The following is a 21,830-nucleotide window of genomic DNA, read 5'->3' on the forward strand; positions in this document are numbered from 1 at the left end:
GAATATAGGTGGCATTCAGGCGGCTTCTGAGAACGGATCATCCGGATCGATGCCGTAATCCTTGAGCTTTCGGTACAGCGTCGAACGTCCGATGCCGAGCTTGCGCGCCACCTGGCTCATCTGCCCGCGATAGAACTTGAGCGCGAAGCGGATCAACTCTTCCTCGACCTCGGCCAGCTTGCGCACATGGCCGCCGGCATCGACGCTCGGAATGGCCTGCTCGACAACCACCGTCTCGCCAGAACGAATCGCCCGCCGCTCGGATGGCGCGATGTTCAAGCCGGCGTGCGCCGGGCCGCCATGCGCGGTGTGACCGGGGTTCGCGGCCGTGCCGACCAGCAGCTCGGTGCGAAACGGTTCGGGCGTCAGATGCGGCACGGCACCCTGGGCATGAAGATCCGGAAGGGTGACGGCGAGTTGCGGGAAATCGGCGATGTCGAGTTCCGGACGCTCGGCCATGACCACGGCGCGATAGATCGCGCTTTCCAGCTCGCGGATATTGCCCGGCCAGTCATAGGCCGTCAGCAGGGCCATCGCGGCGTGGCTGACGGTCAGGGTTTTCGCCAGCCTCTGCTCGCCGGAGAAGATCTCCACGAAATTGCGCACGAGGAGCGGAATGTCCTCCTTGCGGCGGCGCAGCGCGGGAATGGCGATGGGGAAGACGTTGAGCCGGTAGTAGAGATCCTCCCGGAACCGGCCCTCGCGCACTTCGGTGATCAGGTCCTTGTTGGTGGCCGAGATCAGCCGCACATCGACCTTCTGGGGCATGCGCGCACCCACAGTCTCGATCTCGCCCTGCTGCACGGCGCGCAACAGCTTGACCTGCACGGCGAGCGGCAGGTCGCCGATCTCGTCGAGGAACAGCGTGCCGCCGTCCGCCTCGACGAACTTGCCGGCATGCTTTTCGGTCGCACCGGTGAAGGCGCCCTTCTCATGGCCGAACAGGATGCTCTCCACGAGATTGGCCGGGATCGCGCCGCAATTGACGGTGATGAAGGGTTTGCCCGCCCGGTCGCTGCCGGACTGGATGGCGCGGGCCACCATTTCCTTGCCCACGCCCGATTCGCCTTCGAGCACGACGGGAATGCTCGACTGGGCGGCGCGCTTGGCCAGATCGAGCACGCGGATCATCGCCTCGCTGGCCGACACGACATCCTCGAAGCGGACGACGTCGCCCCGGCTGCGTCGGCCGGCAGAGCCGCGGGCGGGACGGCCGGACTGCTTCAGCGCATTGCCGAGCGCCACGGCCAGCCGCTCCGGCGACACCGGCTTCACCACGAAATCGAACGCGCCGGCCTGCATGGCGAGCACCACGGTCTCGATGCCGCCCTGCCCGGTCTGCACGATGGCAGGCGTCGAGATATGCCGCTCGGCGAGTGCCGCCAGCACCGCGTGGCCGTCCATTTCCGGCATCATCAGGTCGAGCAGGATGACATCGATGCGCGCGCCGCGGCGCAGCAGCAGCTCAAGCCCCGCGCGCCCGTTCTCCGCCACATGGGCGATATGCCCGAGCCGCTCGATCATGCCCGTCAGGATCCGACGCTGGACCGGATCGTCCTCGATCACGAGAATCTGCGCTGCCATGGGACCTCCTCAACGTCTTCGGCGCACCGTCATGCGCGCCACCTTGAGCGTCCATTCCTGGCACAAAGGATTGAACACGGTGTTTGGCGAAAGGCTTGCATTTTAACCAATGGGGACGTTACGGTCCGCCCCCGCGCAAGGTCGGTCCGGTGGCTCGACGCGCCCTCTCCCGGCCTGTGGCCGACCTCCTGGAAATGTCCGGCTGCCCCCGGCGTGCCGAAGCAAGCGAGTGACCGCAATGACCCTCTCCCCCCGGACCTCGATCGCCCTGCAGCGCTTCATGAACCCCGCCGATGCGGCCTCTGCGGCAGCGGTCGATGCGGCGCTCGGCGACCTGCCCACATGGAAGCTGGAGGATCTCTATCCCGCACCCGGATCGCCGCTCTTTCGCGACGACCTGGAAAAGGCCGGCGCGGAATGCCTGGCCTTCGAGGCGAAGTGGAAGGGCAAACTGATCGAGGCTGCGGCCAGGACCGGCGACGAGGGCCTGGGCCAGGCCGTGCAGGAATTCGAGGCCCTGGAAGAGCGCATGGGGCGCATCGGTTCCTATGCCGGGCTCACCTATTACACCGACACCTCCGACCCCGAGATCGGCAAGTTCTTCGGCGACGTGCAGGCCAAACTGACGGACTATGCGAGCCACCTTCTGTTCTTCGCGCTGGAAATGAACCGGATCGACGACGCGGTGCTGGAGGCGGCGCTTGTCGCCGACCCGCTCGCCGCGCATTACCGCCCCTGGATCGTCGACCTGCGGATGGACAAGCCCTACCAGCTGGACGACCGGCTGGAGCAGCTGTTTCTCGAAAAATCCATGACCGGCGCCGGCGCCTTCAACCGGCTGTTCGACGAGACCATGACCGCCCTGACCTTCACGGTGGATGGCGTGGACCTGCCGCTGGAGCGGACGCTGAGCCTTCTGCAGGAGCCGGACCCGGAGACCCGCCGCAAGGCTGCGCAGGCGCTGGCCGCCACCTTCCGCGCGAATATCCGCACCTTCGCGCTCATCACCAACACGCTGGCCAAGGACAAGGAGATCTCCGACCGCTGGCGCGGCTTTGCCGATATCGCCGACAGCCGGCACCTGGCCAATCGGGTGGAGCGCGAGGTTGTCGACGCCCTGGCGCAGGCGGTGCGCGCCGCCTATCCGCGCCTGTCGCACCGCTATTATGCGATGAAGGCGAAGTGGCTCGGCATGGAGCGGATGAATTTCTGGGACCGCAACGCACCGCTGCCGGAAGCGCCCAACCACGTCATCCCCTGGAGCGAGGCGCGCGAGACCGTGCTTTCGGCCTATGGCGCCTTCGATCCCGAAATGGCGGCCATCGCGCAGCGTTTCTTCGATGGCGGCTGGATCGACGCGCCGGTGCGCCCGGGCAAGGCGCCGGGTGCCTTCGCGCATCCGACCGTGCCATCGGCCCACCCCTATGTGCTCGTGAACTACATGGGCAAGCCGCGCGACGTGATGACGCTCGCCCACGAACTCGGCCATGGCGTGCACCAGGTGCTGGCCGGCGGACAGGGCGCCCTGATGGCCTCGACGCCGCTGACGCTGGCGGAAACCGCCTCCGTCTTCGGAGAGATGCTGACATTCCGCGCGTTGCTGGAGCGCACGACGGACCAGCGCGAACGCAAGGCGATGCTCGCCCAGAAGGTCGAGGACATGATCAACACGGTCGTGCGCCAGATCGCCTTCTACGAATTCGAGCGCAAGCTGCACACGGCGCGAAAGGATGGCGAACTGACGCCCGAGGCGATCGGTCAGCTCTGGCTGTCCGTGCAGGCGGATAGCCTCGGCCCGGCGATCGCGATTTCCGAAGGCTACGAGACCTATTGGGCCTACATCCCTCACTTCATCCACTCACCTTTCTACGTCTACGCCTATGCCTTCGGCGATTGCCTCGTGAACTCGCTCTATGCCGTCTACGAGAAGGCCGAGGGCGGCTTCCAGCAGAAATATTTCGAGATGCTGAAGGCCGGCGGCAGTAAGCATCACAGCGAACTTCTCGCGCCCTTCGGCCTCGACGCCACCGATCCCGCCTTCTGGGAAAAGGGCTTGTCGATGATCGAAGGCCTGATCGACGAGCTGGAAGCTCTGGACGCGGCGTGACGCCCGTCTAGGAGCCTGCGGCGCCCCTCACCCTCCACCCGCGTGCGGGGAGAGGTGCCGGCAGGCGGATGAGGGGCGACCCGAACCAGGAAGCAACCCATGATGACCCCTGAGCCGTTCATCCTCTTCAGCGACGACATGACGCAGACCGTGACGCTCTTTGCCGAACCGCTGGAGATCATCACCGCCCGCACCCGCGCCGAGGTCATGCCGGCCCTGGCCCGCATGGAGGCGGCGAAGGCCGACGGCCGCTGGCTGGCCGGGTTCATGGCCTACGAGGCGGGCTATCTGTTCGAGGAACGGCTGGCGCCGCTCGCGCAGGACGATCGGGAAACCCCGCTCCTCTCCTTCGGCGTCTTTTCCGGCCCGGCGGAGGACGCCCACCCCCTCGCTAAACCTCGTCGCCGCCGCGACAACACGCCGTTCCTCACTGGGCCGCGCACCGCCTGGGATTTCGCCACCTATCGCGACCGTTTCGACAGGCTGCACCGGCACTTGCGGCAGGGCGACTGTTACCAGGCGAACCTCACCATGCCGATCTCGGCGCGCTGGAACGGCGATCCGCTCGACGCCTTCTGGTCGCTGATCGAGCGTCAGCCCGTGCGCTACGGCGCGCTCGTCAATCTAGACGGCCCGACGCTTCTGTCGCGCTCGCCGGAGCTGTTCTTCCAGATTTCGGAGGGCATCATCGAGACGCATCCAATGAAAGGCACCGCCCCGCGCGGTGCATCGCCGCACGAAGACGAGGCGATCGTCGCGGCGATGCTGGCCGACGGCAAGACCCAGGCCGAAAACCGCATGATCGTCGATCTCCTGCGCAACGACATTTCGCGCATCACCGCGGTCGGCACCCTGGACGTGACCCGTCTGTTCGACATCGAGACCTATCCGACCGTCCATCAGATGGTGAGCCATATCAGGGCGAACCTCGTGCCCGGCCTCGCCATCGCGGATATCTTCCGGGCGCTCTTCCCCTGCGGCTCGGTCACGGGCGCCCCGAAGATCCGGGCGATGGAGATCCTGAGCGGGCTGGAGACCGGGCCGCGCGATGCCTATTGCGGTGCCATCGGCCATATCGCGCCCGGCGGCGACATGCGCTTCAGCGTCGCCATCCGCACATTGTCGCTCTTCGACACGGGCGAGGCCATCTTCAACGTCGGCGGCGGCATCGTCTACGATTCCACGGCCGAGGCCGAATATGCCGAATGCCTGCTGAAGGCCCGCTTCGCGCTCGGAGACGAGGCGCCGGCGCTGGGGCCTGCGCCATGACCGGTTTCACCCTGATTGAAACGCTGCGCTACGAACCGCCTGAAAGCCCTGATCCGGGCTTCCTGCGCCTCCGGCTGCACATCGCCCGCCTGTCCCGCTCCGCCCGGCGCCTCGGCTTCACCCTTCCGGACGATGTCGCCGAACACCTCGAACGCGCCGTCGCAAAGGCGACCGCGCCCGCCCGCGTCCGGCTCGAACTCGCGCGCGACGGCCGCATCGACATCGCCGTCGTGCCGTTCGCGGTCCAGCCGCCCGGCACCGTCTGGCGCGTGCGCCTCGCGAAGACCCACCTCGCCTCGACCGATCCGCTTCTGCGCTACAAGACCAGCCGAAGGGCCGCCTATGACGCCGCGCGCGCGGAATGGCCGGCCGGGGAAGCGGACGAGGTGCTGCTGCTCAACGAGCGCGGCGAACCCTGCGAGGGGACCATCACCTCGCTGTTTCTCGATGACGGATCCGGCATTCTCAAGACCCCGCCGATCGCCTGCGGCCTGCTGGCCGGCGTCCTGCGCACCGAGCTGATCTGCGCCCGCCGCGCCCGCGTCGAGCGGCTGACGCTCGACGGCATCCGCAAGGGCACGCTGTTCATGGGCAATTCGCTGCGCGGCCTCATTCCCGCGCGGCTGATCGAATCCTGACGTCTCTGGCGGAGGGTTCATCGGCGGAACGTGCTGTCGGAGCCGTCCCGCAGGCACGCGCCCCCTTGGCACCGGCAAAGCCTTCATTTAAGGGATCTTCGAAAGACGCTGCCCTTTATTGTGACATCGATTTATGATCTAGGGGCGCGCATATTGCCTGCAGCCGACCGAACCCGGATCGGCTTGCCCCGAAAAAGAACACGTTCAGGAGAAGACCAAATGGCGGAAGCCTCTCATCCGGTTTACGGCGAAATCACCGGCCCGATCGTCATGATCGGCTTCGGCTCCATCGGTCGCGGCACCCTGCCGCTGATCGAACGGCATTTCACCTATGACAAGAGCCGGATGGTCGTCATCGACCCGCGCGAAGACGCAGCCGACCTGAAGATCCTGAAGAAGCACGGCGTCAAGCACATCAAGGCCGCCGTCACCAAGGAAAACTACAAGGAACTGCTGAAGCCGCTCCTGACGGAAGGCGGCGGCCAGGGCTTCTGCGTCAACCTGTCGGTTGATACCGGCTCGGTCGATCTCGTGAAGCTCTGCCGCAAGCTCGACGTTCTCTACATCGACACGGTGGTCGAGCCCTGGCTCGGCTTCTACTTCGACAAGAGCATGAAGAACTCGGAGCGTACCAACTACGCGCTGCGCGAGACCATGCGTCACGAGAAGAAGAAGAACCCGGGCGGCACGACGGCCGTTTCCACCTGCGGCGCAAACCCGGGCATGGTTTCCTGGTTCGTCAAGCAGGCCCTGGTGAACCTCGCCAACGATCTCGACATCAAGTTCGACGAGCCGGACCAGCACGACCGCGAAGGCTGGGCCAAGCTGATGAAGAAGGTCGGCGTCAAGGGCGTCCACATTGCCGAGCGCGACACGCAGCGCGCCAAGAACCCGAAGCCGCTCAACGTCTTCTGGAACACTTGGTCCGTCGAAGGCTTCATCTCGGAAGGCCTGCAGCCGGCCGAGCTTGGCTGGGGCACCCATGAAAACTGGATGCCGAAGAACGCCAAGAAACACAAGAAGGGCTGCCAGGCCGCGATCTACCTGGAACAGCCCGGCGCCAACACCCGCGTGCGCACCTGGTGCCCGACGCCGGGCGCCCAGTACGGCTTTCTCGTGACGCACAACGAGTCGATCTCGATCGCCGACTACTTCACGGTTCGCGGCAAGGACGACGAAGTCACCTTCCGCCCGACCTGCCACTACGCCTATCACCCGGCCAACGACGCCGTGCTGTCGCTGCACGAGATGTTCGGCAATGGCGGCACGCCGCAGCCGGTGCTCCACGTTCTCGACGAGAACGAACTCGTGGACGGTGTCGATGAACTCGGCGTCCTGCTCTACGGCCACGACAAGAATGCCTACTGGTTCGGTTCGCGCCTGTCGCTCGAGGAAACCCGCCGCATCGCGCCCTACCAGAACGCGACCGGCCTGCAGGTGACCTCGGCCGTGCTCGCCGGCATGGTCTGGGCGCTGGAAAACCCCAAGGCCGGCATCGTGGAAGCCGACGAGATCGACTACAAGCGCTGCCTCGAAGTGCAGACGCCCTATCTCGGCCCGGTCGAAGGCCACTACACCGACTGGACCCCGCTCGACGGCCGCCCGGGCCTCTTCCCGGAAGAAATCGACGAGAGCGATCCCTGGCAGTTCAAGAACATCCTGGTTCGGTAATCCGAACCTACACATGCCAAGCAAAGGCCCGGAACGACACCGTTCCGGGCTTTTTCGTGCCCGTCTCGCCCTGACTGTCTCCCGAAAGCCGCGCCTCGGCGCTTGTGTAACCGAACGCTGCGTGTGCTGTACCCGCGCGGCTTGCAAACATGGTTCGATCACGTCATGGTTTTTCGACTTTCCGATCGTTCCGAGCATCACGGAGACCCTGCAATGAACGCCAAAGCCATTATGACCGCCCTCGCCGTCGCTGCGTCACTCGCGTCCTGCCAGTCCGCCCCGCGCGAGGTCAGCCAGATGCCGAGAAGCCAGGCCATGCCGGTGGGCGTCGAGGGAACCTGGGCCGATCCGAACGGCATCGTCTCGACATTTGCGAGCGGAACCTTCTCCACCCGCACGACCGACACCAACCAGCTGCTCGCCTCCGGCAGCTATGTCAGCATCACGCCGAAGCTGGTCGAGATCAACATGACCTCGATGGTTCGCAAGACCCAGCAGAAGGTCAACTGCGCCATGGTCACGACCTCGCAGCTGAACTGCACGACGGATACGGGCGCCCAGTTCTCGCTGTCGCGCCGCGTCTAACGCCTTTACACGCCCGGCGGCAAAAATCGCCGGGCCGCGTTCTTTCTCCTTGAAGTCGGGACGGCGGGATGAAACGATCCCGCTGTCCGGTGCCGGATCCCCGGCAGCGGGCCTGCGTTCGACAAAGAGGAGATCGTGATGATCCGCACCCTGCAGACCGGCCTGATGGCTGCGTCCCTGCTGGCCCTGTCCACAGGTGCCGCTTTTGCCGATTACGAACTGAACATCCTTCATATCAATGACTTCCACTCCCGCATCGAGGCGATCAACAAGTCCGATGCGACCTGCTCTGCAGAGGAGGAAGCCAAGAACGCCTGCTTCGGCGGCGCCGCCCGCCTGCTCACCGCCATCAACACCACGCGCGGCGCGCTCGACGCCGCCGGCAAGAACACGCTTCTGCTGAATGCCGGCGACAACTTCCAGGGCTCCCTGTTCTACACGACCTACAAGGGCGCGACGGAAGCCGAGGTGCTGAACGCCATGAAGTTCGACGCCATGACCGTCGGCAATCATGAATTCGACGACAGCGACGACGTGCTCGCGACCTTCCTCGACAAGGTGCAGTTTCCCGTCGTCACCGCCAATGTCGTGCCGAGCGCCGCCGCCAAGATCGGCGACCGCATCAAGCCCTCCATCGTCATCGACAAGGGCGGCCAGAAGATCGGCATCGTCGGCGCCGTTACCAACGATACGCCCGAGATCGCCAATCCCGGCCCGAACATCACGATTGCGGACGACGTCGCCAAGATCACCGAGGCGGTCGCGGCCCTGAAGGCGCAAGGGGTCAACAAGATCATCGCGCTCACCCATGTCGGCTACCCGCGCGATCTCTCGGCCATCGCCAAGATCCCGGATGTGGACGTGGTGGTCGGCGGGCACTCGCACACGCTGCTGTCGAACACGGCCGAGGGCGCCGAAGGGCCCTACCCGACCTGGGTCGACAATCCCGACGGCCACAAGGTGCCGGTCGTGCAGGCCTTCCAGTATTCGCGCTATCTCGGCGATCTCAAAATCGTCTTCGACGATGCCGGCGTGGTCAAGGAAGCGAGCGGCGAGCCGATCCTGATCGACAGCCAATTCCAGCCCGACCCCACGCTCACAGCCCGCATCAACACGCTGAAGGCGCCGATCGAGGAACTGAAGCAGAAGGTGGTGGGCGAGGCCTCCGCCCCCATCGAGGGCGACCGGAAGATCTGCCGCGCGAGGGAATGCAGCATGGGCAACCTGCTGGCCGATGCGCAACTCGACCGCGTCAAGGACCAGGGCATCACCATCGCGCTGCAAAACGGCGGCGGGCTGCGCGCACCGATCGACGCCGGCCCGGTGACCATGGGCGAAGTGCTGACCGTGCTGCCCTTCCAGAACACCATCGCCACCTTCCAGCTGGCCGGCGCCGATCTCGTGACGGCGCTCGAAAATGCGGTGAGCCAGGTGGATGACGGCGGCGGCCGCTTCCTGCAGGTCGCCGGCCTGAAATACGCCTTCGACCGGTCGAAGCCGGTCGGCAGCCGCATCAGTGGCGTCGAGGTGAAGGAAGGCGACGCCTTCGTGCCGATCGACCCTGCCAAGACCTATGGTGTCGTCACCAACAATTATGTGCGCGGCGGCGGCGACGGCTTCAAGATCTTCGCGACCAATGCAAAGAACGCCTATGATTTCGGCCCCAATCTGGAAGAGGCCGTGGCCGCCTATCTCGGCGCGCACAATCCCTACAAGCCCTATACCGATGGCCGCATCACGGATCTCACACCGGCAAGCTACGTGCCCCCGGCAAAACAGGCCCCCGCCGCCCCGCCGACGACGACCCCGGCGGCAACCCCGACGACGACCGCTCAGGCGCCTGCAACACCGTCCGTTGCACCGCCGGCGACACCGCCAGCCCCTGCCGCGCCCGCGACACCGGCTGCGCCCGCACCGGCCGAGCCTGCGGCACCCGTACCGGCACCGGCAACGCCCACGACACCGGAACCGGCGGCAGCGGCCCCGGCCGAAACCCGCCATGTCGTCGTCAAGGGCGACACGCTCTGGGACATCGCCAAGTCGGTCTATGGCGACGGTGAGAAGTGGAAGACGATCGCCGGGGCAAACGGCAACCCGGTTCCCGAAAGACTGCATGTCGGGACGGAACTGACCCTGCCGCCACGCTGACGCGGTCTTGGATGCAGCACTGTGTCCGGTCGTCGCGCGACCGGACATCGTCTGGACAGACGCCCCCAAAGCCGATGAGACAATCGGCCTCATCGCATTGCACCGGCCTGGGGTTCCCCGGGCCGTTTTTTGTTTTACATAGGGCGAAGTGAACCGATGCGGGCAGCATTCGTACCGGGTAGCGTCTCCATCTCTTGCCGCAGGACACCGCCATGAACATGACCGTCACGCCTCTCCCCGCCGACCACCCGAAGGTGGCTTTTGGAAAAGTGGGCGTTCTCCTGGTCAATCTCGGCACGCCCGATGGCACGGACAAGGTGTCCATGCGGCGCTACCTCAAGCAGTTTCTCAGCGACAAGCGCGTCATCGAATGGTCGCGCGTCTTCTGGTACCCGATCCTCTACGGCATCGTGCTGAACACGCGCCCCGCCAAGGTCGGCAAGGCCTATGAGACGATCTGGAACAAGGATCTGAACGAAAGCTACCTGCGCACCTATACCCGCAGCCAGGCCGAGAAGATGGCGGCAAGCCTTGCCGGTCACGACAATGTCGTGGTCGACTGGGCCATGCGCTACGGCCAACCCTCGATCCCCGACCGCATGGAGGCGCTGAAGCAGGCAGGCTGCGAAAAGATCCTGCTCTTCCCGCTCTATCCGCAATATGCCGCCGCCACGACGGCCACGGTCAACGACGAGGCCTTCCGCCTGTTGCTGAAATCGCGCTGGCAGCCGGCGCTGCGCACCGTGCCGCCCTATCACGACGATCCGGTCTATATCGAAAGCCTCGCCAACTCGATCCACACGCATCTGGCGACGCTCGACTGGGAGCCGGAAGTGGTGCTGACCTCTTTCCACGGCATCCCCCAGTCCTACTTCAGGAAGGGCGATCCCTATCACTGCCAGTGCTACAAGACGGCCCGCCTGCTGCGCGAAAAGCTCGGCTGGTCGAAGGATAGGTTGCAGGTGACCTTTCAGTCCCGCTTCGGCCCGGAGGAATGGCTGCAGCCCTACACCGACAAGACCGTGGAGGCGCTCGGGCAGAAGGGCATCAAGCGGATTGCCGTGATGAATCCGGGCTTCGTCTCCGACTGTCTGGAAACGCTGGAGGAAATTGCCGTGGAAGCCGCCGAGACCTTCCACCATGCGGGCGGCGAAAAATTCACGCATATCCCCTGCCTCAACGACAGCGACGACGGCATGCGCGTGCTGGAACACGTGGTGCGCCGGGAACTCGGCGGCTGGGTGGATGTGGCAGCACCCCGGGCCGTGACGCTCGAGCGCGCGCTGGGTGCGCCGAGCATCTGATATCCCCACTGGCCCCCCAAAGCGGCACCGGCGTGGTTCCGCATCGCGCCCGGGCATGCTAAGCCGGGACCAGTCGATACACGGAGGAGATGAACTTGGGCGGACTGGATATCGTGGTTGTGGCCTTCGCGGTCCTGGTCATCCTCGTGCTGATCGCCGGGATCAAGACCGTGCCGCAGGGCTATCGCCACACGATCGAACGCTTCGGCCGCTACACGCGGACGCTGGAGCCCGGCCTCAATCTCATCATGCCCTTCATCGATCGCGTGGGCGCGCGCATGAACGTGATGGAGCAGGTGCTCGACGTGCCGACCCAGGAGGTCATCACCAAGGACAATGCCAGCGTCTCGGCCGATGCCGTCGCCTTCTATCAGGTGCTGAACGCGGCGGAGGCGGCCTATCAGGTCGCCAATCTGCAGAGCGCCATCCTCAACCTGACGATGACCAATATTCGCTCCGTCATGGGCTCGATGGATCTCGACGAGCTGCTGTCCAACCGCGACACGATCAACGACCGCCTGTTGCGCGTCGTGGACGAGGCGGTCGGCCCCTGGGGCATCAAGGTCACCCGCGTCGAAATCAAGGACATCCAGCCGCCGAAGGACCTGGTGGACGCCATGGCACGCCAGATGAAGGCCGAGCGCGAGAAGCGCGCGCAGGTGCTGGAAGCCGAGGGCTCGCGCAATGCGCAGATCCTGCGGGCCGAAGGCGCCAAGCAATCGGCGATCCTGCAGGCCGAAGGCCAGCGCGAGGCGGCATTCCGGGATGCCGAGGCGCGCGAGCGGCTGGCCGAAGCCGAAGCCAAAGCGACACGTATGGTCTCCGAGGCGATCGCGGCCGGCGACGTGCAGGCGATCAACTACTTCGTCGCCCAGAAATATACCGAAGCCGTCGCCGCGATCGGCACGGCGCCCAACTCCAAGATCGTGCTGATGCCGATGGAAGCCTCCGCGCTGATCGGCTCGCTGGGTGGCATCGGCGCCATCGCCCGCGAGGTCTTCGGCGATGCCCCGACCCCGCCGGAGCGTCCCCGTGCCCCGACACGCTCCGTGCCGCCGACCATCCCGACGGCGCCCTCACCCTTTTCGACCCCGCGGACAGGCGCCTGATGGTCGCGCGCATCATCGAGGAACTCGGCCCCTGGGCCTGGTGGGTGCTCGGACTGGTCCTGCTGGCCGCGGAAATCCTCGTTCCCGGCGTCTTTCTCGTCTGGATCGGCATGGCGGCAATCCTGACCGGCGCGCTGGCCCTGATCTTCTGGAATGCGGATTTTTTCGGCTGGCATGTGCAGTTGCCGCTGTTTGCGGTTCTGTCGCTCGTCTCCGTTCTCGTCGGCCGCCGCCTGCTGACCCGTTTCGACCATCCATCCGACGCGCCCCTGTTGAACCAGCGCGGCCGCAGCCTGATCGGGCGGACCGCCATTCTCGAAGAACCGATCGCGGAGGGCCGCGGCCGCGTTCGCCTCGGCGACACCACATGGCCGGTGAGCGGGCCGGACCTGCCGATCGGTGCCCGCGTTCGCGTCGTCTCGGCCGACGGCCAATGGCTCCGCGTGGACGAGGCCCCGGCCGACTGAGCGGGATGCACCTCCGACGGTGCGACAGCTAAGGATTGGTTAACCACAAGCGTTTACGATTGCGAAACAATTGCTTCGAGCTTGCGGACCCGGCATATGGCGCCTTCTCATTCTCTGGACACCGATGCGTGTGCCGTTCGGCCCGCTCGTGCCGCCATGGCCGCTTTGCTCCTATCCACCGTCTGCGTGACGATCCTTGCCGCGCCGTCTTTCGCCTGGGCCCAGGCTGTGGAGGACGATGCCGGCGAGACGGACCTTGCAGGACCGGAGGATCCGACATCCACAGGGACGTCCGGTCGTGAGACGCCGGGTACCCTCAGCCCGCAGGCGGCCGGAGCGGCGGCGGCCGCTGTTCCCGCAACCGGCACTCTGCCGGCCACCGGCGATGGCGACATCACCGGCGCGATCGGCGACGACGCCGTGGTCGATGGCGGGCTGTTGCGGGATCAGGACCTGATTCGCTCCAATCTGCGCGAGACCGGCGTCGATGGCCTGAAATCGGCCCTTGCAGACGATGACGACGTGCCCGGCATTTCGCTCGGCACCTTCACCCTCAAGCCGTCGATCGGCCAGACGATCAACGCCGAGACGACGCGCAGCGGCGACACGAGCGAGCGCCGCACCTATACCGAGACCGGCCTCAAGGGTACCCTGACCTCCGACTGGTCCCGCCATCAGCTGAGCATCACCGGCGAAGGCTACTGGCAGCGCAATCTCTCCGGCACGGGCGAAACCAAGCCCCGCGCCGACATCGACGGCGCCTTCCGCCTCGACATCAGCCACGACACGATCGCGACCTTGCGCGCCGGCTACAGCTTCGACCGCGAGGATGCGACCGACCCGAACGCCGTCAACGGCGCGGAAACGCAGTCCGGCGTCAACCAGTACAGGCTCGGCGCCGGCATCGAGCATGATTTCGGCATTCTGCGCGGCTCGGCGAAGGTCGATGTCAACCGCCTGACCTATTCCGATGTCGACCTGTCCGACGGCACGACTTTGTCGCAGAGGGACCGCAACCGCGATGTCGGCACGCTGACGACGCGCATCGGCTACGAGCTGTCGCCGGCCCTGATCCCGTTTCTCGAAGCCTCGATCGGCCGCGGCGTCTACGAACTGCGTGCCGACAGCCTTGGTTACAGCCGCTCCTACAAGACCTATTCCGGCCGCGCCGGCGTGGAGACCGACCTCGGCGAGAAACTGAAGGGCGAACTGGCCTTCGGCTACAACACCTATCGTTTCGACGACGCGCGGCTGAAGGATCTGAACGGCGCCACCATCGATGGGCTCATCAACTGGTCGCCGCAGCGCGGCACGGATGTCTCGACCGGGCTCTCGACGACGCTGGAGCCCTCCACCACCTCCGGCGAAAGCGGCGCGCTCGCCTACACCCTGTCGAGCCGCGTCACGCACGAGCTGCGCTCGACCCTCGTCGCGCGGCTCTCCAACAGCCTGACCTTCCGCAACTACCCCTCTGGCAGCACCTCCTCCGACACGAAGGTCTGGCTGACGGGCGCAGGGCTCACCTACGACATCAACCGCTACCTCGCGCTGACCGGCGACGTCAGCTATGAGCGGACGACGCCCGACATCGGGCAATCCACCTCCGTCGCCCGCATCGGCGTCGGCCTGACGCTGCGGCGCTGAGCCCATTGCGAAACGAAAAAAGCCGCGCTGCTTCGGGCAACGCGGCTTTTTCTCAACGATTGACCGGATCAGCGGGCGAGAAGCGCCTTCAGCGGACCTTCGACGGACTCGCGGATATCGTCGCGCGACAGGGCGAAGGCGACGTTGGCGAGGATGAAGCCATCCTTTGCACCGCAGTCGAAGGTTTCGCCGCGGAACACGTAGCCGGCAAAGCCCTGGCTCTTCAGAAGCTTGAGCATGCCGTCTGTCAGCTGGATCTCGTTACCGGCGCCGCGTTCCTGCGTTTCCAGGATCTTGAAGATCTCCGGCTGCAGGATGTAGCGGCCATTGATGAAGTAGTTGGACGGCGCAGTGCCGGCCGCCGGCTTCTCGACCATGGCATTGATGGCGAAACCGTCGCCGATCGGTTCGCCGACGCCGACGATGCCGTAGCGATGGGCGACTTCCGGCGCGCATTCCTCGACGGCGAGAACGTTGCCGCCGCTCTGCTCGTACAGCTCGACCATACCCTTGAGGCAGCCCTTTTCGCCGCGCATGATCATGTCGGGCAGAAGCACCGCGAAGGGCTCGTCGCCAACGATATCGCGGGCACACCAGACGGCGTGGCCAAGGCCGAGCGGCGCCTGCTGGCGGGTGAAGCTGGTCATGCCGGCTTCCGGCAGAATATCGGCCAGAAGCGTCAGCTCGGCCTTCTTGTTGCGCTCGCGCAGTGTCTGCTCGAGTTCCGTCTGGATATCGAAATAGTCTTCGATCACGCCCTTGCCGCGGCCCGTCACGAAGATCAGATGCTCGATGCCGGCTTCGATCGCCTCATCGACGACGTACTGGATGACAGGCTTGTCGACGACCGTCAGCATTTCCTTCGGGACAGCCTTGGTGGCGGGCAGAAAACGCGTGCCGAGGCCGGCAACAGGAAAGACGGCCTTTCGGACCTTACGCTTTTCACTCATCAATATCTCCAGTTCTCAGTCATTCTTCAAAAGGACGGATGGGAGGACCCGACCGCCGTGGCGTGATATCGTCTTGCCGGAAAACCGGCCTTAAATGAACGTCGATCCCGATGTTCTTGAACTCTGGCAGCGCCCTTTCACCGGATGGCCTTGCCGCCTTCCGAAAACCCGGCGTCTGACGGACGTTGATATGTCCAACCCACTCGCTGTTTCCAGATCCGCACGATCCGGGTTTTGAACTATGAGCCCGAGCAGGCCCTGCTTGCCCCGTCTCCATGGACGACCCGGGGTGAATGCCAAGTGAACATGACACGGGTCCGTCACATGAACGTGAACGTATATACCGCGGACACGCTATTTTTTCGCTGCGCAAGACGCAAGACCCTCGACATGGTAAAGAACTTGTTGACCACATTTCGATAGTCTTCCTCAAACCGGCCCGAAACGAAAGCCGGCACGCGTCAGATCCGTCTCCGCCTGCGCAAGAGGGACGGGTTCTGGAATGGTATTGTGATGGTTCGCGCGTCTCTTCCGACGTGCCTGACCGAGATTACGGAAACGACAGACCGATGAACAGCAACAGTCTGCCCCTTCGCCGCCGCCTCCGCGCCGCCCTTGTTGCCGCCGCCACCTTCCTTGCCACCACGCCTGCCTTCGCCGATGCCGGCTTCCAGAAGTGGATCAACGGCTTCTATTCGACGGCCGCCAAGGCGGGCATCACCGAGAGCACCTATCGCAAGGCCTTTGCCGGCGTGAAATCGCCGGACGAGACCGTGATCGAGAAGGCCAATTACCAGCCGGAATTCAAGCACAAGATCTGGGAATATATCGACAGCCGCGTGAACCCCTACACGCAGAAGGTCGGGCAGGAGATGGCGGTCAAGCACCGTCGCACGCTCGACGCGATCGAGAAGCATTTCGGCGTCGATCGCACCGTGCTTCTGGCCATCTGGTCGATGGAATCCAACTACGGCGCCGTTCTGGAGAAGGACGACCGGCTGCATTACGTGCCGCGGGCGCTGGCGACGCTCGCCTATGCCGATCCGAAGCGCGCGAAATTCGCCAAGACCCAGCTGATTGCCGCCTTGAAGATCCTCCAGTCGGGAGACGTGTCCCCGCGCGAACTGAACGGCTCCTGGGCCGGCGCCATGGGCCACACGCAGTTTATTCCCACGAGCTACCTGCTTTATGCGATCGATGCCGACGGCAACGGCCATCGCGATATCTGGAACTCGGTTCCCGACGCCTTGGCGACGGCTGCAAACCTGCTGAAGAAAAACGGCTGGCAGCCGGGCATGACCTGGGGCTACGAGACGGCCGTTCCGGCCGGCGGCTCCGATCTGCAGGGCCAGACGAAGACGCTCAAGCAGTGGGCGGCCCTCGGCTTTACCCGCCCGAACGGCAAGGGCTTTCGTGACGGCAGCATCCGCGCCACGCTGAAGATGCCGGGCGGTGGCGGCAGCCCCGGCTTCCTGATGACCAAGAACTTCTCCGTCATCAAGCGCTACAACGCCTCGGACAGCTATGCGCTCGGCGTCGGCCTGCTGGCCGACGAGATTGCCGGCTTTGGCGGCATGCAGCAGGCCTGGAGCCGGCCGGACGGCACGCTGGACGTCAAGCAGAAGTTCGAGCTTCAGTCGCGACTGAAGGAACTCGGCTATTACGATGGCGAGGTCGACGGCAATTTCGGCTCCGGCTCGAAGGCGGCGATCCAGGCCTTCCAGAACCGCAACGGCATGACCCCGGACGGCCAGCCGACCCAGAACCTCCTGCGCGCTCTCAGGGACTGAGGGACGGCACGGCGAATGCGCCTCGCAGGCTTCAGCAGAGGCGCGCCTTCGTGATAAGGTCTGCGGATCAATGAAGAGCCGGGCAGGATGCCTGGCGGGAATGCCGATGTCGATGCCGAGAACAGCAATCCTTCCCGTTCGTCAGAACAGGTTCCCGCCGCAACCGGTGCGGCAGCCGCGTTTGCGCCGGCTTGCCGTTTTCGTCCTCGCCCTCCTCCTCGCCCTGCCGGCCGTCACGCTTCTTCCGCCCGCCGGCCGCGCCGAGGCGCAGGAACGACGCACCATCCTCGACATGTTCTTCGGCCGGCCGCGCCAGGAGCAGCGGGTCTACGAGACCTATGGCGACGACGGCAACACCTATCGGGAGGCGCCGCCGCGGGCCCGGCGCCAGCCAAAGCCCCAGCGCGCCAAGCCCCGTCCCGTGCCGGTTGCGCCCGATACGCCGGAGATCGTGGAGAAGCAGCCGGACGCGAAGACCGTGCTCGTGGTTGGCGACTTCATCGCCGGCAGCCTCAGCGACGGCCTGAAGACCGCGTTTGCCGATAGCCCGGGCATCGTCGTCGAGGACCGCAGCGAGGGCTCGTCGGGCATGGTGCGCGACGACTATTTCGACTGGCCCGATATGCTGCCGGTCTACGCCGACGACGTGAAGCCGGCCCTGATCGTCGTCAGTTTCGGGGCGAACGACCGCCAGCAGATGAAGATCGGCTCCGTGCGCGAAAAGTATCGCACGGATGCCTGGACGGCCGAATATACACGGCGCGTCGCCGCCTTTGCAGCCCTTGCCCGCAGCCGCAACGTGCCGCTGCTCTGGGTCGGCATGCCCTCGTTCCAGTCGCCCGCGATGACCACGGACATGGTGACGCTCAACGGCATCTTCCGCGCCGAGGCGGAAAAGATCGGCGGGCAGTTCATCGATATCTGGGACGGCTTCGTCGATGAGCAGGGCAAGTTCGTGACGACCGGCTCCGACATCAACGGCCAGCAGGTTCGCCTGCGCGGCGCCGACGGCATCAACCTGACGCCGGCGGGCAAGCGCAAGCTCGCCTTCTATGTGGAAAAGGACATCCGGCGTCTCCTCGGCGAAACCGTGGCGCCCGGGCAGGACATTCCGGACCCGAGCGGCATGAAGGATCTCGTGGTCACAGTCCCGACCAGCGAGACGATCGTCAAGACCCAGCCGATCAGCCTTGTCGATCCGGAGCTCGACGGCGCATCCACGCTTCTGGACGATGCGAGCCTTCCGGCCAGCACCGGGCGCAGCGCGCGGGATCTGCTGGTCGAAAAAGGCGAGGCCCCGCCCGCGCCGTTCGGCCGGATCGACGATTTTCGGATGGTGAAAACGGCTCTGGCGCCGGAAACGCCAAAGGCCGACGAACCGGCAACGCCCGTTGCAGGTCCCGTGCCATCGACGACCGCACCGCCCTGGCAGGCCGTCCCGCTCAGATAGAGTCCGAGCGGGCGCCATTTATTGTCTCAGGCAGCCTTGAGCGTGGCAATCGTTGCGAGCGCCGCCTTGGTCGCAGCGTCCCGCGGCTCTGCGCCGAGCGCCAGGCCCTCGGCCACGAAGACCTCCGGATGGGTAACACCGATGAAGGCGAGAACCGACCGCAGGTAGGTTTCGGCATGCTCGAAGGGCTGCGACGGCGTGCCCGGACCATAGAACCCACCGCGTGCGATCGTCAGGATGACGCGCTTGTCGCCGACGAGGCCCTCCGGACCGGCCTCGGTGTAGCGGAAGGTTTTGCCGGCGATGCAGATGCGGTCCACCCAGCTTTTCAGCTGGCTTGATATGCCGAAATTGTAGAGCGCCACGCCGATGACAACGATATCGGCTTCCAGAAACGCCGTGAGAACCCTGCCGCCCAGCGCCAGATCCTCCTGAAGCGCCTGATCGTGCTGAACATCGTCGCTTTGTCCGGCCAGATACCGGCCGGAGAGGTGGGCGACCGGTTCGGCGGCGAGATCGTGATAGGTGACCTCGATGTCGGGATGACCCGCCGTCAGGCGTTCGACGGCAGCCTTGGACAGGGCCCGGCTGACGGAATGGTCGCCGAGAATGCTGGAGTCGAGGTGGAGGAGTTTCATGATGTCTATCCTTTGATGCACGATGTGCATGGTCAGTCGATGGTGACGGCGCATGGAAACGCGACGCCGCGCTTTGTCCTGCGAGACGCTGGGAATTCCAGTTACTTTTCCATACCGAGGTACTATGAATGATGTGTCGGAACGTGCGCAAGGAGGCACATCTATGACACCTGCAAATAAGGACATGACGCTGGAGACGCTGCACGAGACCCATGACTGCCGCATGGCGAGCGCCCTCCTCTCCCGGATCGGCGACAAATGGTCGGTGCTGGTGGTGATGCTGCTGACGCCGGGACCCAGGCGCTTCAACGCGCTCAAGCGGGCGCTGGGCAGCATCTCGCAACGTATGCTGACGCTGACGCTTCGCAATCTGGAACGGGACGGGCTGGTGACGCGGACGATCTACCCGACCATTCCGCCGAAGGTGGAATATGCGCTGACCGATCTCGGCCAGTCGCTGCGCGAGCCCGTGCAGGCGCTCGGCAATTGGGCCTTCGAGCATCAGGAGCAAATCGACCGGGCACGCCTGGCCTACGACGAGCGGCAGGCGTGATCGGCCAACGCGCGCCGTGACCGAACCTCGGGGCTGAATGCGCTGCAGGCCTTGCGGCCTTGCCGCGTGAGGGCGGCACCGTTTCCCTCACGCGCGATGCCCGGCGGACCGGACATCGCGCATCACAGGAGGCCGCGCGGGATCAGCGCGGCAGAACGCTGGAGCCCATCAGGGCCTCGTCGATCGCACGGGCTGCCTGGCGCCCTTCACGAATGGCCCAGACGACGAGCGACTGGCCACGGCGCACGTCGCCGGCAGCCCAGATCTTGTCGACGGAGGTCCGATAGTCCTTGTCGTCGGCAATCACGTTGCTGGAGCCGCGACGGTCGGTGTTGATGGCGAGCGCGTCGCCGAGCTCCTCCAGAACGCCCGTCTTCAAGGGGCCGCTGAAGCCGATGGCGATGAAGGCGAGGTCGGCCTTGATGACGAACTCCGTGCCGGGAACCGGCTTGCGGCGATCGTCGACCTGACAGCACTTCACGCCGGTCAGCACACCGTCTTCGCCGACGAATTCGAGCGTCGCGACCTGGAATTCGCGCACGGCGCCTTCGGCCTGCGACGAGGAGGTGCGCATCTTCGTGGCCCAGAACGGCCAGACGGCAAGCTTGTCTTCCTTCTCCGGCGGCTGCGGACGGATGTCGAGCTGCGTCACCTTGACGGCACCCTGACGAAACGCAGTGCCGACGCAGTCGGACGCCGTGTCACCGCCGCCAACGACGACGATGTGCTTGCCACCGGCAAGGATCGGGTCCGAAGGCCAGCCGACGCTGTCGATGTTCTCGCGGCCGACGCGGCGGTTCTGCTGCACGAGATACGGCATGGCATCGTGAACGCCGGCAAAATCGCCGCCGGGAATGCCGGCATCGCGCGGCGTCTCGGAGCCGCCGCAATACAGCACGGCGTCGTGCTCCTCGCGCAGGCTCTCCACCGTGCGGTCCACACCGATATTGACGCCGTAATGGAAGGTGACGCCCTCGCCGGTCATCTGCTCGACGCGGCGATCGATGAAGTTCTTCTCCATCTTGAAGTCCGGAATGCCGTAGCGCAGCAGGCCGCCGGCCTTGGTCTCGCGCTCGTAGACATGCACCGCATGGCCGGCGCGCGCCAGCTGCTGGGCGGCGGCCATGCCGGCCGGACCCGAACCGATGATGCCGATCGACTTGCCGGTCTTCGTCACCGCAGGCTTCGGCACGATATAGCCCATCTCGTAGGCCTTGTCGGCGATCGCCTGCTCGATGGTCTTGATGGTGACCGGCGCGTCCTCGAGGTTCAGCGTACAGGCTTCCTCGCAGGGCGCGGGGCAGATGCGGCCGGTGAATTCGGGGAAGTTGTTGGTCGAGTGCAGGTTGCGGATCGCCTCTTCCCAGTTGCCGCTGTAGACGAGATCGTTCCAGTCGGGGATCTGGTTGTGCACCGGGCAGCCGGTCGGGCCGTGGCAGAAGGGAATGCCGCAATCCATGCAGCGTGCCGCCTGCTTCTGGACTTCAGGCTCCGACATCGGGATCGTGAATTCCCGGAAATGACGGATGCGATCGGAGGCCGGCTGATACTTTGCCAGCTGCCGGTCGATCTCCATGAAACCTGTAACCTTGCCCATGACGTAACCCTCAATCGTCGCCGTGGAAGCGCTGATGCCACCCGCGCCGCGCCCACCCGTTTCTGTTTCTGACCGCCGGGCGACCGGCAGCTTTTCATCCCGTTGTCGCCGGACCCGGCGAACGCTCCATCGAATGTCCCGGTGCCGAGACGGTCGCTGGTCCCGTGCCGGCAAGCTCTTGTCCCCGCGCTTCTGCGCCAACTGGCTGTCCGCCAACCGCTAGAGTTGGACCAAGCAGGCCGGCTTCGGCCGCTGCCACACGTGCGGGAGAGACGCCGGCCCGGAGACGACGGAGCCTGTTCCTTCGCCGGCGGTGGGGCCGCCGA

The 21,830-nt window shown here is 65.2% G+C and carries 17 protein-coding genes; 13 read left to right on the forward strand and 4 right to left on the reverse strand.

The genetic code is table 11. The features are described from left to right. Window positions 1-15: 15 nt before the first annotated feature. The gene (locus ASG39_RS15410; RefSeq protein ID WP_062595843.1) at window positions 16-1,584 is read right to left on the reverse strand and encodes a sigma-54 dependent transcriptional regulator; all 1,569 of its coding nucleotides are present in this window, start codon (window positions 1,582-1,584) and stop codon (window positions 16-18) included. A gap of 280 nt (window positions 1,585-1,864) precedes the next feature. Here ASG39_RS15410 and ASG39_RS15415 point away from each other — a divergent pair, with 280 nt between their 5' ends. The 10 genes from ASG39_RS15415 (at window position 1,865) to ASG39_RS15460 (ending at window position 14,526) form a co-directional block, all read left to right on the forward strand. Beyond that, entirely contained in the window at window positions 1,865-3,691 is a 1,827-nt protein-coding gene (locus ASG39_RS15415) for a M3 family oligoendopeptidase (protein ID WP_162242444.1), read from the forward strand. A gap of 99 nt (window positions 3,692-3,790) precedes the next feature. Further along, window positions 3,791-4,960 carry an aminodeoxychorismate synthase component I gene (locus tag ASG39_RS15420; RefSeq protein WP_062595845.1) on the forward strand — a complete coding sequence of 390 codons (1,170 nt, stop codon included), beginning with the start codon at window positions 3,791-3,793 and terminating at the stop codon, window positions 4,958-4,960. Continuing rightward, window positions 4,957-5,598, forward strand: a complete 642-nt coding sequence (locus tag ASG39_RS15425; protein WP_062595846.1) for an aminotransferase class IV family protein — start codon at window positions 4,957-4,959, stop codon at window positions 5,596-5,598. The genes ASG39_RS15420 and ASG39_RS15425 overlap by 4 nt, the downstream gene beginning before the upstream one ends. Window positions 5,599-5,817: 219 nt before the next feature. Beyond that, window positions 5,818-7,269, forward strand: a complete 1,452-nt coding sequence (locus ASG39_RS15430; RefSeq protein WP_062595847.1) for a homospermidine synthase — start codon at window positions 5,818-5,820, stop codon at window positions 7,267-7,269. Window positions 7,270-7,482: 213 nt separating this feature from the next. Then, window positions 7,483-7,854: an outer membrane lipoprotein Omp10 gene (gene omp10 / locus ASG39_RS15435; protein ID WP_062595848.1), complete on the forward strand. Its 372-nt coding sequence runs from the start codon at window positions 7,483-7,485 to the stop codon at window positions 7,852-7,854. A 138-nt stretch (window positions 7,855-7,992) separates the two neighbouring features. Continuing rightward, window positions 7,993-10,002, forward strand: a complete 2,010-nt coding sequence (locus ASG39_RS15440) for a bifunctional metallophosphatase/5'-nucleotidase (RefSeq protein WP_062595849.1) — start codon at window positions 7,993-7,995, stop codon at window positions 10,000-10,002. Between the two features lie 218 nt (window positions 10,003-10,220). Continuing rightward, the gene (gene hemH / locus ASG39_RS15445; RefSeq protein ID WP_062596009.1) at window positions 10,221-11,306 is read left to right on the forward strand and encodes a ferrochelatase; all 1,086 of its coding nucleotides are present in this window, start codon (window positions 10,221-10,223) and stop codon (window positions 11,304-11,306) included. An 89-nt stretch (window positions 11,307-11,395) separates the two neighbouring features. After that, window positions 11,396-12,415, forward strand: coding sequence for an SPFH domain-containing protein (locus ASG39_RS15450; protein ID WP_062595850.1), 1,020 nt, complete (start codon window positions 11,396-11,398; stop codon window positions 12,413-12,415). Continuing rightward, window positions 12,415-12,882 (forward strand): NfeD family protein, encoded by a 468-nt coding sequence (locus tag ASG39_RS15455; RefSeq protein ID WP_062595851.1) that lies wholly within the window; start codon window positions 12,415-12,417, stop codon window positions 12,880-12,882. Before ASG39_RS15450 ends, ASG39_RS15455 begins: the two co-directional genes overlap by 1 nt. 156 nt (window positions 12,883-13,038) lie before the next feature. Continuing rightward, window positions 13,039-14,526, forward strand: coding sequence for an outer membrane beta-barrel protein (locus tag ASG39_RS15460; RefSeq protein WP_062595852.1), 1,488 nt, complete (start codon window positions 13,039-13,041; stop codon window positions 14,524-14,526). Between the two features lie 68 nt (window positions 14,527-14,594). Here the strand turns inward: ASG39_RS15460 and galU are convergent, their stop codons facing one another. Then, the gene (gene galU, locus ASG39_RS15465; RefSeq protein ID WP_062595853.1) at window positions 14,595-15,476 is read right to left on the reverse strand and encodes a UTP--glucose-1-phosphate uridylyltransferase GalU; all 882 of its coding nucleotides are present in this window, start codon (window positions 15,474-15,476) and stop codon (window positions 14,595-14,597) included. 569 nt (window positions 15,477-16,045) lie between these two features. Between galU and ASG39_RS15470 the strand changes: the two genes are divergently transcribed. Beyond that, window positions 16,046-17,266 (forward strand): lytic murein transglycosylase, encoded by a 1,221-nt coding sequence (locus ASG39_RS15470; protein WP_062595854.1) that lies wholly within the window; start codon window positions 16,046-16,048, stop codon window positions 17,264-17,266. Window positions 17,267-17,378: 112 nt separating this feature from the next. Further along, window positions 17,379-18,716 carry a DUF459 domain-containing protein gene (locus ASG39_RS15475; protein WP_082477304.1) on the forward strand — a complete coding sequence of 446 codons (1,338 nt, stop codon included), beginning with the start codon at window positions 17,379-17,381 and terminating at the stop codon, window positions 18,714-18,716. Window positions 18,717-18,742: 26 nt separating this feature from the next. Here the strand turns inward: ASG39_RS15475 and ASG39_RS15480 are convergent, their stop codons facing one another. Continuing rightward, window positions 18,743-19,354, reverse strand: coding sequence for an NAD(P)H-dependent oxidoreductase (locus ASG39_RS15480; protein WP_062595855.1), 612 nt, complete (start codon window positions 19,352-19,354; stop codon window positions 18,743-18,745). A gap of 163 nt (window positions 19,355-19,517) precedes the next feature. Between ASG39_RS15480 and ASG39_RS15485 the strand changes: the two genes are divergently transcribed. Next, on the forward strand, window positions 19,518-19,907 hold the full coding sequence (locus ASG39_RS15485) for a helix-turn-helix domain-containing protein (protein WP_062595856.1): 390 nt from the start codon (window positions 19,518-19,520) through the stop codon (window positions 19,905-19,907). 142 nt (window positions 19,908-20,049) lie between these two features. Here ASG39_RS15485 and ASG39_RS15490 read toward each other — a convergent pair whose 3' ends face one another. Continuing rightward, on the reverse strand, window positions 20,050-21,504 hold the full coding sequence (locus ASG39_RS15490) for a glutamate synthase subunit beta (RefSeq protein ID WP_062595857.1): 1,455 nt from the start codon (window positions 21,502-21,504) through the stop codon (window positions 20,050-20,052). Window positions 21,505-21,830: the final 326 nt, after the last annotated feature.

This window comes from Rhizobium sp. Leaf371 (genome assembly GCF_001424045.1).
In the GTDB taxonomy this organism is placed as follows: domain Bacteria; phylum Pseudomonadota; class Alphaproteobacteria; order Rhizobiales; family Rhizobiaceae; genus Ferranicluibacter.

What these genes read in the sequence shown, in the direction of transcription:
- ASG39_RS15410 (WP_062595843.1), bottom strand. Translation starts at nt 1,584, where the DNA reads ATGGCAGCGCAGATTCTCGTGATCGAGGACGATCCGGTCCAGCGTCGG.
- ASG39_RS15415 (WP_162242444.1), top strand. Translation starts at nt 1,865, where the DNA reads ATGAACCCCGCCGATGCGGCCTCTGCGGCAGCGGTCGATGCGGCGCTC.
- ASG39_RS15420 (WP_062595845.1), top strand. Translation starts at nt 3,791, where the DNA reads ATGATGACCCCTGAGCCGTTCATCCTCTTCAGCGACGACATGACGCAG.
- ASG39_RS15425 (WP_062595846.1), top strand. Translation starts at nt 4,957, where the DNA reads ATGACCGGTTTCACCCTGATTGAAACGCTGCGCTACGAACCGCCTGAA.
- ASG39_RS15430 (WP_062595847.1), top strand. Translation starts at nt 5,818, where the DNA reads ATGGCGGAAGCCTCTCATCCGGTTTACGGCGAAATCACCGGCCCGATC.
- omp10 (WP_062595848.1), top strand. Translation starts at nt 7,483, where the DNA reads ATGAACGCCAAAGCCATTATGACCGCCCTCGCCGTCGCTGCGTCACTC.
- ASG39_RS15440 (WP_062595849.1), top strand. Translation starts at nt 7,993, where the DNA reads ATGATCCGCACCCTGCAGACCGGCCTGATGGCTGCGTCCCTGCTGGCC.
- hemH (WP_062596009.1), top strand. Translation starts at nt 10,221, where the DNA reads ATGACCGTCACGCCTCTCCCCGCCGACCACCCGAAGGTGGCTTTTGGA.
- ASG39_RS15450 (WP_062595850.1), top strand. Translation starts at nt 11,396, where the DNA reads ATGAACTTGGGCGGACTGGATATCGTGGTTGTGGCCTTCGCGGTCCTG.
- ASG39_RS15455 (WP_062595851.1), top strand. Translation starts at nt 12,415, where the DNA reads ATGGTCGCGCGCATCATCGAGGAACTCGGCCCCTGGGCCTGGTGGGTG.
- ASG39_RS15460 (WP_062595852.1), top strand. Translation starts at nt 13,039, where the DNA reads ATGGCCGCTTTGCTCCTATCCACCGTCTGCGTGACGATCCTTGCCGCG.
- galU (WP_062595853.1), bottom strand. Translation starts at nt 15,476, where the DNA reads ATGAGTGAAAAGCGTAAGGTCCGAAAGGCCGTCTTTCCTGTTGCCGGC.
- ASG39_RS15470 (WP_062595854.1), top strand. Translation starts at nt 16,046, where the DNA reads ATGAACAGCAACAGTCTGCCCCTTCGCCGCCGCCTCCGCGCCGCCCTT.
- ASG39_RS15475 (WP_082477304.1), top strand. Translation starts at nt 17,379, where the DNA reads ATGCCGAGAACAGCAATCCTTCCCGTTCGTCAGAACAGGTTCCCGCCG.
- ASG39_RS15480 (WP_062595855.1), bottom strand. Translation starts at nt 19,354, where the DNA reads ATGAAACTCCTCCACCTCGACTCCAGCATTCTCGGCGACCATTCCGTC.
- ASG39_RS15485 (WP_062595856.1), top strand. Translation starts at nt 19,518, where the DNA reads ATGACACCTGCAAATAAGGACATGACGCTGGAGACGCTGCACGAGACC.
- ASG39_RS15490 (WP_062595857.1), bottom strand. Translation starts at nt 21,504, where the DNA reads ATGGGCAAGGTTACAGGTTTCATGGAGATCGACCGGCAGCTGGCAAAG.